We start from the raw sequence: 12,472 nt of genomic DNA, 5'->3' as shown, positions 1-12,472 counted from the left end.
GGAAGGTGTCGGGGTCAGGGATTGAGTGTGGCGGTCCGGCCACCGCCGGAGCGGTCATGTGGTGTTTCCACCTCGCCCGATGCCCGGAGATCCCTCCGAGGCCACTCGGTGATCCGATCCACCGAGGACCTCCGGTCCGCCCACGCGGACCCTGCACGACGCACGCTTCAGAAAGGCGGACACGAGTGAGCAGCGCATCCGGGCTGGAGGACATCCTCCCGCTGACCCCCCTCCAGGAGGGGCTGCTGTTCCACAGCGGGCTCGGCGACGGCGCCGCCGACGCTTACAACGTGCAGGTCGCCCTCGACCTCGACGGCCCACTCGACGCCGAGCGGCTGCACCGGGCCGCCGACGCGCTGCTGGTGCGCCACCCGCACCTGCGGTCGGCGTTCCGCCGCCGCCGCAACGGGCAGCCCGCGGCCCTCGTCGGCAAGTACGTGCCCGCCTCCTGGCGGCACACCGAGACCACCGAGGACGCCCTCCCGGACCTCCTGGAGGCCGAACGGGCGGCCCGATTCGACCCCGCGAAGCCGCCGCTCATCCGGTTCGTGCTCGCCCGCACCGGCCCCGACCGGCACGTCCTGGTCCTGACGCACCACCACATCCTCCTCGACGGGTGGTCCCTGCCGCTGCTGGTGCGCGACCTGATGCGCATCTACGCCGCCGACGGCGCCGCGTCCCTCCCCAAGCCCGCCCCCTACCGCCACTACCTGGCCTGGCTCGCCTCCCGCGACACGGTCGCCGCGGAGAAGGCCTGGGCCGAGGCGCTCGCGGGGGTGCCCGGTCCCACCCGGGTCACCGAGGCGGCGCAGGCCGAACGCCGGGCCCAGGGCGCCGGTACCGGAGCCGAGGGGATCGCCGACGGAACCGTCGACGGGACCGCCGACGACGCGCCGCGCGGTGTGACCGTCGACCTGCCCGCCGACCTGACCCGGCGGGTGGAGGCCCTGGCCCGGGCGCACGGCGTCACCCCCAGTACCGTCCTCCAGGCCGCCTGGGGCCTCCTCCTCGCGCGGCTGCTCGACCGCGACGACGTCGTCTTCGGCACCGCCGTCTCCGGCCGACCGCCCGAGCTCCACGGCGCCGACGCCATGATCGGCCTGTTCATCAACACCGTCCCGGTGCGTGTGGCCCTGCGTCCGGGCGAGACCGCCGCCGGGCTGCTCACCCGCCTGCGCGACGAGCGGGCCCAGCTGCTGGACCACGACCACCTCGGCCTGGCCGACATCCAGACCGCGGCCGGCGGCGGCGAGCTGTTCGACACCCTCCTGGTCGTCGAGAACTACCCGCTGGAGGGCGCCGACCCGGCCCAGGACGTCCCAGGGTTGAGCGCGCGCGTGCGCGGTGCCGCCGACGCCACCCACTACCCGCTGTCGGCCGCCGCGATCCCCGGCGGCGCCCCCGACGGCGGGCTGCGCCTGAAGTTCGGGCACCGCCCGGACCGCGTCCCGGCCTCCCTCGCCGAGCGGATCGGCGACTGGACGGCCGGGCTGCTCGGCGCCATCGCCGACGACCCCGACGCCCCGGTCGCAAGGCTGGCCCTGCCCGGCGCGGCCGAGCGGGAGCACCTGGAGGCCCTCTCCTCCGGCGGCCCGGTCGGGGAGCCCGCCGCCACATTCCCCGACCTGTTCGAGCGGCGCGTCGCGGCCGCCCCCGACGCGGCCGTGCTGGAGGGGCGGGACTCCGACGGCCAGGACACCGCCTTCACCGCCGCCGAGGTGCGGGACCGGGCCAACCGCCTCGCCCGGGCGCTCATCGCACGGGGAGCCGGTCCCGAGCGGACGGTCGCCGTGGCCGTGCCGCGCTCGCCCGAGCTGATCATCGCTCTGGCGGCGGTCATGGCCTCCGGCTCGGCCTACATGGCCCTGGACCCGGCGCACCCCGACGAGCGCTGGGCCACCATGCTCGGCGACGCCGCCCCGGTGTGCGTGCTGGCCTGCGACGACCTGGCCGGGCGGGTCGGCGGTCTGACCGGTGCGCCGCTGCTGGTGCCCGACGGCCGCGACGCCGCCGAGGTCGCCGGCGCCTCCCCGGAACCGGTGACCGACGCCGACCGGGCCGCACCGCTGGCCCCGGAGAACGCCGCCTACGTCATCTACACCTCGGGCTCCACCGGGACGCCGAAAGGAGTCGTCGTCCCGCACGCCGGGATCGCCAAGCTCGCCGCCACCGCCGCCCGGCGGATCGGCGCCGGACCCGGCGCGGTGATCACCCAGGTGGGGTCGCCCGCGTTCGACGTGGCGTTCTGGGAGATGTGCATCGGCCTGCTCGGCGGCGGCCGCCTGGTGGTGGTCCCCGACGACCTGCGGGTGCCCGGACCGCCGCTGGCCGATTTCCTGCGCGGGCACGCCGTCACGCACGCCGCCCTCCCCCCGGCGCTGCTGTCGGCGATGCCCGAGGGCACCGACCTGCCGCCGGGGATGACCGTGCTCGCCGGGACCGAGGCGGTCCCGCCCGCGCTGGTGCGGCGGTTCGCCGCCCGCGGGCCGATGTTCAACTGCTATGGGCCCACGGAGGGCATCGTCAACGCGACGATCGGGGTGTGCCCGCCCGGCTTCGCCGACGAGCGGGTGCCCATCGGCCGCCCCGACCCGGGGGTGCGCGCCCGGGTGCTCGACGGCGGCCTGCGCCCGGTCCCGCCGGGGGTCCCCGGTGAGCTGTACCTGGCCGAGGATCCCGGGCCGGGCGGGGCGCGGGTGCTGGCCCGCGGCTACCTGAACCGCCCTGGGCTGACGGCCGGGAGGTTCATCGCCGACCCGTACGCCGCCGAGCCCGGTGCCCGCATGTACCGCACCGGCGACCTGGTGCGGTGGAACGCCGACGGGCTGCTGGAGTTCCTCGGCCGCACCGACAACCAGGTCAAGATCCGCGGCTTCCGGGTGGAGCCGGAGGAGACCGAGGCCGCGCTTGCGGCACTTCCGGAGGTCGCGGCCGCCGCGGTGGCCGTCCACCACGACGAGACGGGGTCGCCGATGCTGGTCGGCTACGCCGTCCCGGCTCATGAGGGTGCCGACCCCGGCGAAGGCGGCGACTCCGCGCGACACGGTTCCGACGCGCATGCCCGTGGGTGGACGGCGGGTGTGGAGGGGTCGGAATCCGAGGCGGTCGGGCCTGTCGGCGCTCGCGCCGGTTCCATGGGATTCGAGCCCGCCGAAGGCGAGGCCGCGCAGCACGGTCGTCCAGACGGCGCCGACGGCGCGGGCTCCGGTCATGACGGCGCCGCCGACGCCGCGATCGGTGCGGACACGACGGTCTCCCATAGCGACGCCGCCACGGGCGCTCCCGGCCCTGGCCCTGTCGGCGCTCGGGACTCGTCCGCCATAGGTGCTGCGGCCGTTCTTGACGGCCGGGAGGTCGCCGACCCGAGTCCCGGCGGCATGTGGCCGGGTGCGGGAGGTCCTGCCGGCGCCGGTGCGGCGGGGTCCGCTTCCGCTGACGGGCGCGCAGTTGTCGCGGGTTCTGGCCGGGGCGGTGTCGTTGGCGGTGTGACCGATTCGAGTGCGCCGGAGGAGCCCGCCCCGCCCGAAGCGTTGGCGTCTTCCGGTGCCCGGGCCGCCCTCGCTCGCGTCGGCGCCGCCGTGTCCAGCGGTGTCGGTGTGACCGCCGTCGACCCGGCCGTGCTTCGGCGGCGGCTCGCGGAGCTCCTGCCCCCCGCCATGGTCCCGGCCGCGATCGTCCCCATGGACGCCCTCCCCGTCCTGCCCAACGGCAAGGTGGACCGCTCCGCCCTGCCCGCGCCCGACTTCGCCGCGCTCGCCGTGCGGCGCCCCGCCCGCGACCCCGGCGAACAGCTCCTCTGCGACCTCTTCGCCGACGTCCTCGGGGTGCCCGAGGTCGGCATCGACGACGACTTCTTCGCCCTGGGCGGCCACTCCCTGCTCGCGGGCCGCCTGGTGGCGCGCATCCGCGGCGCTCTGGGCCGCGAGGTCCCCCTGCGGGCGGTCTTCGACGCGCCGACCGTCGCCGGGCTCGCACGCCGCCTCGGCGGGGAACGGGCCCGCCCCGCCCTCCGCCGCGCCGAGCTGCCCGAGCGCCCGCCCCTGTCCTACGCGCAGCAGCGCATGTGGTTCCTGCACCGCCTGGACGGCCCATCGGCCACCTACAACATCCCCTTCTGCGCCCGCCTCACCGGCGCCCTGGACACCGGCGCCCTCGCGGGTGCCCTCGGCGACCTCACCGACCGGCACGAGACGCTGCGCACCGTCTTCCCCGAGGACGACGGCGTTCCCTACCAGCGCATCCTCACCCCCGAGGCGGGCAGGCCCGCCCTGCCCGTCACCGATGTGGCCGCCGACGGCCTGGAGGAGGCACTCGGCGCCGAGGCCGCCGCCGGGTTCCGTCTGGAGGACGAACCGCCGCTGCGCGCCCGCCTCTTCCGCGTCGGCCCCGACGACCACGTCCTGCTGCTGGTCATCCACCACATCGCCGCGGACGGCTGGTCGGCCCGCCCCCTCCTGCGCGACCTCGGCCGCGCCTACACCGAGCGCCGCCGCACCGGGCACGCCCCGTCCTGGGCGCCGCTGCCCGTCCGGTACGCCGACCACGGGCTCCACCAGCGCGCCGTCCTCGGCTCCGACGACGACCCCGGCAGCGAGGCCGCCCGCCAGGCCGCCTATTGGCGCGAGCGGCTGAGCGGCCTGCCCGAGGAGCTGCCGCTGCCCACCGACCGGCCCCGCCCCGCCGCCGCGCGCGGCGCCGGCGATTCGGTCGGCACGTTGCTCGGCGCCGACCTGGAGGCACGCCTGCGCACGCTCGCGCGCTCGGCGGACGTCAGCGTGTTCATGGTGCTGCAGGCCGCCGTCGCGGCGCTGCTCACCCGCCTGGGCGCGGGCACCGACGTCCCCCTCGGCACACCCGTCGCCGGGCGCGACGACGCCGCCCTGGACGAGATGGTCGGCTTCTTCGTCAACACGCTGGTGCTGCGCACCGACACCTCCGGCGACCCCGCCTTCCGCGAGCTGCTCACCCGCGTGCGCCACACCGACCTGGAGGCGTTCGAGCACGACTCCATCCCCTTCGAACGGCTGGTGGAGCTGCTCAACCCCGCCCGGTCGATGAGCCGCCACCCCCTGTTCCAGGTGATGGTGGCCTACCAGAACGGCGGTCCGACCCCGCCGGAGATGGAGGGGCTGCGGGTGGCCCGGCACCCGGTGCGCGCCGACGCGGCCAAGTTCGACCTCGCCTTCGAGTTCGCCGACCGGGGGGCCGGTGCCGGGGCGGGGAGCGGCGGCGGGGTGGAGTGCACCCTGGTGTACTCCACCGACCTGTTCGACGCGGACACCGCCCGCAACATGCTGCTCCGCCTGGAGCGGCTGCTGGACGCGGTCGCCTCGGCGCCGGACACGCCCCTGAGCGCGATCGGACTGATGGCCCCGGAGGAGGAGCGGGCGGCGGCCGAGGCCGCGTCCGGGCCCGCGGTGCCCGCCGATCCGGTGACCCTGCCGGAGCTGTTCGAGCGGCAGGCGGCGTCCGGGCCCGACGCGCCGGCGGTGTCCTGCTTCGGTCAGGAGTGGACCTTCGGCGAGCTCAACGCGCGCGCGAACCGGCTGGCCCACGAGCTCATCACCCGCGGTGCGGGGCCGGAGCGGCTCGTGGCGCTCCTGCTTCCGCGCTCGGCCGACACGGTCGCGGCGATCCTGGCCGTCCTCAAGTCCGGAGCGGCGTACCTGCCGATCGACCCGGCCTACCCGGACGGCCGGATCGCCGGGATGCTGGAGGACGCCGGTCCGGCCCTCCTGATCACCGCCCCTGAACTGGAGGAGCGGGCGTCCGGCCTGCTGGAGGAGGCCGAGGGCGGCCCGGCGCCACGGCCCGGAACGGGAGCGGACGCCCCGTCCTCCGTAGAGGGGGCCCAACTCACGGAGGCGGTGCCGGGCGGCGACGCCCCCGCCCACCCGGCAGGGAACAGTACGGTGACAGGGGCCGCCGCCGCAGTTCTGCGGAACGGAAGCGACGGAGGCGGCAGCCCGTCGGCGCCGAACACGCACGCGACCGCCCCGGCCACGGCACCTGGCGCGGACGGCGCTGCGGCCGACGAGCCGGTCGGCAACGGCCCCGCCCCCGAACCTGCGGCGGACGTGCACCCGGAGAGTACCGACGGCGGCCCCTCGGCCCCCGAAAGCGATCGGTCCGCCCCCGCCGGGCGCGGCCGCCCGACCCGGCTGCTCGTCCTGCGCCCGGACACGGCGTCCGGCCGCCCGGACACCGCCCCCACCGACGCCGACCGGACGGCTCCGCTCACCCCCGCCTGCGCCGCCTACACCATCTACACCTCCGGCTCCACCGGGCGCCCCAAGGGCGTGCAGGTCGAGCACCGCAGCATCGCCAACCTGTTCGCCAGCCACCGCGAGACCCTCTACCGGCCCACCCGCCGCCGCGCCGGCCGCGACCGGCTGCGCGTCGCCCACTCCTGGTCGTTCGCCTTCGACGCCTCCTGGCAGCCGCAGCTCTGGCTGCTGGACGGCCACGCCCTGCACATCGCCACCGAGGAGGAGATGCACGACCCCGAACTGCTGGTGCGGCGGCTGCGCGCCGAACGGATCGACTTCGTCGAGACCGCGCCCTCGCACGCGGTGCAGCTCCTGGCCGCCGGGCTCGACCGCCCCGGCGAGGACGGCTCCCGCGCCCACCCGCTCACCATGGGCGTCGGCGGGGAGGCGGTGCCGCGGACCCTGTGGGCGCGGCTGCGCACCCTCCCCGGCACCGAGGTGCACAACCTCTACGGGCCCACCGAGGCGACGGTGGACGCGCTGTCGGCGCGGCTGGCCGACGGCGAGCGGCCGGTGATCGGGCACCCCACCGCCAACACCCGCGCCTACGTGCTGGACGCGCGGCTGCGCCCGGTCCCGCCGGGCGTGGTCGGGGAGCTGTACCTGGCCGGGGCCGGTGTGGCCCGCGGCTACCTGGGCCGCCCCGGCACCAGCGCGGAGCGGTTCGTCGCCGACCCGTCCGGCGCGCCGGGCGCGCGCATGTACCGCACCGGCGACCTGGCGCGGCGCCTGCCGGACGGGTCGGTGGACTACATCGGCCGCTCCGACGGGCAGGTCAAGGTGCGGGGGTTCCGCATCGAGCTGGGGGAGATCGCCGCCGCGCTGGAGGCGCACGACCGCGTCGCGGCGGCCGCCGTCGACACGTGGGAGCCGGTCAAGGGCGACCGGCGCATCGCCGCCTACGTCGTGCCCGCCCCCGGCGGCGGTGCCCCGGAGGCGAGCGGGCTGCGGGCGCACCTGGCCGAGCGGCTGCCCGACTACATGCTCCCGGCGGCCTACGTGGCGCTGGACGCGCTCCCGCTGACCGCGCACGGCAAGCTCGACCGGGACGCCCTGCCGGTGCCCGACGCCGCCGCGGCCCCTGCTCCGGGCCGCCCGCCCCGGGACGGCGCCGAGGCCGTGATGTGCGCGCTCTTCTCCGAAGTGCTGGGGGCCGAGGGGATCGGCGCCGACGACGACTTCTTCGCCGCCGGCGGGCACTCGATGCTGCTGGTACGGCTGCGCTCGCGGATCGCGGCGGAGACCGGGCAGGCGCCCGCGGTGTCGGACCTGTTCGCCCACCCGACCCCGGCCTCCCTGGCCGAGTTCCTGCGGGGGCGCGACGGCGCCCCGCGGGGCGTGGTCGCGCTGCGCGCGGGAGCGGGGGAGGACCCGCTGTTCTGCGTCCACCCCTCGGGCGGGATGGCGCTGCCCTTCGCCGGGCTGCGCGACCACCTGCCGCCGGAGCGGCCGCTCTTCGGGATCGAGTCGCCGGACCTGGCGACGGCGGCGGGCGGCGGACGGCCCGGGTCGGTGGAGGAGCTGGCCCGCGCCTATGTGGAACGGGTCCGCGCGGTGCGCCCGTCGGGGCCCTACCACCTGGCCGGATGGTCGTTCGGCGGGGCGGTGGCCTACGCGATGGCGGGCCTGCTGGAGGCGGAGGGCGAGAAGGTCGGGCTGGTGGCCCTGCTGGACGCCCCGCTTCCGGGGGCGGCGGGGCCCCGGGGTGCCGACGGCGGGCCCGCGGCCGACCCCGGAAGCGACGCCGCCGACGCGGACGACCCGCTCGCCGCCAACCACCGGCTCGCCGCCCGGCTGCTCCGGGCCGATCCCGATCCGTGGGCCCCGCGGTACTCCGGTCCGGTCCTGCTGCTCACCGCCGAGGACACCCCGACCGGGGCGGTCGACGCGTGGAAGGGGTTCGCCGCTGGTCCGCTGGAGACGGCCGAGGTGCCCGCCCCCCACCTGCGGATGCTCGACGGCGACGGGCTGGAGGCGGTCGGCCGGGCCCTGAGCGACGGGCTCGGCCGGGCCGGGGCCGCTGCACCGGAGGAAGGTCACGATCGCGGATCGGGCCCGCCTCCGGCATTGCGGACGGACCACTGACCATTAAGGTAAGCCTCGCCTATCAAAATTTAGGCGAACCTCATGACTTCAGAACGGAGCAGGAGAACCATGGAGGGACGCGCCGCAACCGCACATCCCCTGTCCCCGGCCAGGCGCCTGGCCACCGGTGCCGCCGCCGCGGTCCTCGCCCTGGCGCCCGCCGCCTGCGGAAGCGGCACGGACGCGGCCGACGGCCCGGACACCGCCACGCGCGCCTTCGAGAGCGACCACACCGGCGGCGAGGTGGACATCCCCGAGTCGCCCGAGCGCGTCGTCGCCATCGGGTGGGCGGTCCCCGTACTGATCTCGGTGGACGAGGCGGACCTGGTGGGCGTCTCCCGCGGCACCCAGGACACCAGCCTCACCCCGGACGAGCTGGAGAGGGTCGAATCCCTGCCGTCGGTCGGCACCGACCTGGAGATCGACGTGGAGAAGGTCGCCGAACTGGAGCCGGACCTGATCGTGTCCGGGCTCGCCTCGGCGATGGACTTCGACTACGCCGAGCTGGAGCAGGTCGCCCCGGTCGCGGTCGCGGCCATGGACGCGCCGGTCCAGTGGAAGGAGACCAGCGGGCGCATCGCCGACGCGGCCGGGGTGGCCGACGCCCACGCCGAGCTGATCGACGAGTACGACGCCCGTGCAGAGGAGCTGTCGCAGACCTACGCCGACGAGCTGGACGGGACGACCTTCGCGTCGGTCGCCGCCTGGGGCGACGGCGGCTGGGTGCTGGAGCACCGCGAGGCGCACGGTCCGAACGTGCTCGCCGACGCAGGGCTGGAGTTCACCGAGGAGGCCGGGGACGGCGCCTTCAGCGAGAACCTGTCTCCGGAGGAGCTGGACCGGCTGAACGACTACGACGCGGTCATCGTGCGCGCCGAGGAGAACGGCGACCCGGAGGCCGAGGTCCAGAAGATCATGGACCAGGGGCCGTGGGACGAGACGACCCCGGCGAAGGAGGACCGCGTCTACCCGGTGCCGTTCGTGGGCGCCATGAGCTACACCACCGGCCTGCTCGTCTTCGATGAGCTGGAGGAGCGGGTGCTCAAGCAGCTGTGAGCCGGACGGGGGACCTGCCGAGTCCCCCCGGGGCCGTCCGCCCGGGGCGGGAGCGGCGCCGGCCGTCGTCGGCCGCTGCTGCGTTCCCCCCGATCGACTGCGCGGCATGCGGCCGCGAGGCCGCACGGAGGCGGAACAGAGGACGAGAGAAGGAGGCGCGGACCGGCACCACCCCGGAGGCCATGGCGGCAGGGCGCGGAGGCCCCGCCACCGGATGGACCGAACCGGGGCCGGTCCAACGACCGGCGCCCGCCCCGGCACCCCCGCGAAGGATGCCGGGGCGGGCGCACGCGCGCGGCGAGCCGTCGCGCCTGACAACGGAGGTGACCTGACGGTGCCCGACAGCACCCGAACCCCCTGGCGCTCACCGCGGGAGATCCCGGTGGGCCCCGACGCCCTCGCCGCCGGGCCGCCGCCCGTCCCCGCGTCGGCCGGCCCCTTCGCCCTGCGCGTCGCCCGCCCGGCGGGGGAGGACCTGGAGAAGCTGCACGCGTGGATGAACCGGCCGCACGTCGAGCGCTTCTTCGAGCGGGCGTGGACCAGGGAGCGCTGGGCCGAGGAGATCGCCGGGCAGAGCTCGGGGACGTTCTCCCGCCCCGTGCTGGTGTCCGAGGACGGGCGCGACGTCGCCTACATCGAGCTGTACCGGGCGGCCCGCGACGTGGTGGGGGAGTGCTACCGCGCCGAGCCGCACGACGTCGGCCTGCACATCGCCATCGGGGAGCGGGAGGACACCGGCCGCGGGCTGGGTGCGCGGGTCTTCACGGCGGTGGCCGAGGCGGTCTTCGCCGCTGACGCGGACTGCCGGAGGCTGCTCATCGAGCCCGACGCCGCGAACACGGCGGCGCGCAAGGCGGCTGAACGGGCGGGCCTACGCTTCGAGGGCGAGGTCGACCTGCCGCACAAGAAGGCGGCCCTGTTCTTCGCCGACCGTCCCGAAGGGGACCATGGGGAGCGGTAGTGCGCGCCCGGTGGGCTGGTCACGACTAAGGGGTGAGTCGGCGCCCCCGGGGGAGTGCCCCCGTCTCCAGGCCCGGAACTCCCGCACACGGGCACCGTCGGTGAGGAGCGCGCTCCGCGTCCACCGCCTCCCCGCAGAGGTGTCCCGCCGCGGTGGGGCGTCGTCTGGGCCCTCCGTCAGGGCGCGAGCCGGGCACCGGCCAGAGGGCCGGCCGCGGCGGCGACCCGTGAACGGGCACTGCCGCACGTCGGCCCCGGCGCCGGGCGTTCGGACCGGATGGCGCTCCGGGGTCCGGACCGCGCCCCTGACCGGGGGCCGCCGGTGAACCCCTCCTCCTTCGCGATGGACCTGAGCCCTCTCCGCGCTCCGGGCGGGTTCCGGGTCCTCTTCGCGGTCCGCCTGGTCTCCCTCCTCGGCGGCGGCTACCGGATGGTGGCCCTCCCCCTGCAGGTGTACGCGCTGACCGGCTCCTCCGTGCTCGTCGCCAGCGTCAGCGTCGTCAACGGGCTGTCCAGCTTCACGGGGACGCTGGTCGGCGGCCCACTCGCCGACCGGGTCGACCGGCGCCGCCTGGTGCTGGCCGGCGCCGTCGCCGAGGCGGTCGTGGTCACCCTCTTCGCGGCGAACACCGCCCTTCGTGGCGGTGCCCGGCTGGAGTTGATCTACCTCGGGGCGGCGGTCAGCGGGTGCGTGGGGACGACCGGCCTCATCGCCCAGCAGTCCATGGTCCCGGCGCTCGTCGGGCCGTCGCGCCTTCCCGCCGCTGGAGCCCTGTTCGCGCTGACCGCGCAGGTCGGGGCGGTGGTGACGCCCGCCGTGGGCGGCCTGGTGGTGGCCGCGTTCGGCGTGGGCGCCGGATTCGCGGGCACCGCGGTGATCGCCCTGGCCGCCATCGTCGCCTCGCTGTTCCTCCCGTCCGCCCGCCCCGAACAGGGGGAGGACACCGGAGGCGGCGTCGGCCGGGCCCTCGGCGGCGCCCTGTTCGCGGTGCGCGACCCCGTGGTGCGGCCGCTCATGGTCCTGGGGTTCTCCCAGGCCCTGCTGGCCATGCCGCTGGTACTGATCCCCGAGTTCACCGACACGGTGCTGGGTGCCGGGGCCCAGGAGGCGGGGCTGCTCTACGCGGCACCGGCGGCAGGGGCCATCGCGGCCTCGCTCACCAGCGGGTGGACCGGGCGCGTCCCGCGCCCGGGGGCGGTCGTGTGCGCAGCGGTGGGGCTGTGCGGCGCGGCGGTGGCCTGCCTGGGTCTGAGCAGGTCGGTGCCACTGGCGCTGGCGGCCCTCCTCCTGCTGGGCTGCGGCCAGGCGCTGGAGGAGATCCTGCGCTACGCCCTCGTCCAGTCCCGCACCCCCGACGAGCTGAGGGGGAGGGTGAGCGGCGTGTGGCTGGCCCAGGCCACGGTGGGCGGGTCGCTGGGCGTATCGCTGATGGGAGCCCTGGCGGGCCTGCTGGGCCCGGCCACGGCCTTGGTGGCGGCGGGATCGGCGTGCACGGCGGTGGTCGCGGCCACCGCCGCGGCGGAACCGGGCCTGCGCGGCATGAGGGAGGACGGCGGGCGTCAAGGCGGGCGTCAAGAAGGGCGCGGCGGCGAACCGTTCCCGGATTCCTCCGCATAGCCGACCGAAGAGGGAATCCGTCAGGTCGGCGGAGAGGCCTGCCGATTCCGCTTCATATCCGGTACCCGACCTGCGAATGGTCGTGGATATTTCGCCGAGAAAGAATATTGATGGCGGCGGTTTCTTCCACCCGAGCGTCGCCCCGGGCGCGGGGCGGGGCGCTGACGGAACAGCAGGTCCCCCGCTTGAGGGTCCTGGCCGGGCGGAGGGCCGTCGGGGTGTGGGGTGGAGGGCGGCGACGACGAAGGTCAGCGGCCCGTACGGCAGCGCTGTCGGGCATGCGGCGTGTGCGTGGTCGGCGTGGAGGGCGGCGACGGCGACAGCCGGGTGGTTCCCCGGCGCTGCCTGCCGGGCGGTGGGCCCCTCGCGGTCCGGGCGGCAAGGCGGTACCGGAGGCGCGTGCCCGCCCGCGCTCATGGCGGCCATCGGCCCGGTGCCGCTCCTCGTTGATCTCGGGAAAAACGCCCCTACCAGGCCGGTTTTA

The 12,472-nt window shown here is 76.3% G+C and carries 4 protein-coding genes; all 4 read left to right on the top strand.

Annotated features, from left to right (window positions below; genetic code table 11):
* Positions 1-185 precede the first annotated feature (185 nt).
* The 4 genes from O4J56_RS30665 to O4J56_RS30650 all read left to right on the top strand — a co-directional run bounded on the left by O4J56_RS30665 (position 186) and on the right by O4J56_RS30650 (position 11,988).
* Positions 186-8,354, top strand: a complete 8,169-nt coding sequence (locus tag O4J56_RS30665) for a non-ribosomal peptide synthetase (protein ID WP_270690635.1) — start codon at positions 186-188, stop codon at positions 8,352-8,354.
* A gap of 69 nt (positions 8,355-8,423) precedes the next feature.
* Positions 8,424-9,410: an ABC transporter substrate-binding protein gene (locus O4J56_RS30660; protein WP_270690634.1), complete on the top strand. Its 987-nt coding sequence runs from the start codon at positions 8,424-8,426 to the stop codon at positions 9,408-9,410.
* A 334-nt stretch (positions 9,411-9,744) separates the two neighbouring features.
* Positions 9,745-10,371 (top strand): GNAT family N-acetyltransferase, encoded by a 627-nt coding sequence (locus O4J56_RS30655; protein WP_270690633.1) that lies wholly within the window; start codon positions 9,745-9,747, stop codon positions 10,369-10,371.
* 342 nt (positions 10,372-10,713) lie between these two features.
* Complete coding sequence (locus O4J56_RS30650) at positions 10,714-11,988, top strand: MFS transporter (RefSeq protein WP_408639198.1); 1,275 nt, start codon at positions 10,714-10,716, stop codon at positions 11,986-11,988.
* The last annotated feature ends 484 nt before the right edge of the window (positions 11,989-12,472 follow it).

Origin of the sequence: Nocardiopsis endophytica (assembly GCF_027706725.1) — a bacterium.
Lineage (GTDB): Bacteria > Actinomycetota > Actinomycetes > Streptosporangiales > Streptosporangiaceae > Nocardiopsis_A > Nocardiopsis_A endophytica.
Note: the sequence above shows the minus strand (reverse complement) of the source record. Positions and strands in the feature narration are given on the sequence as shown.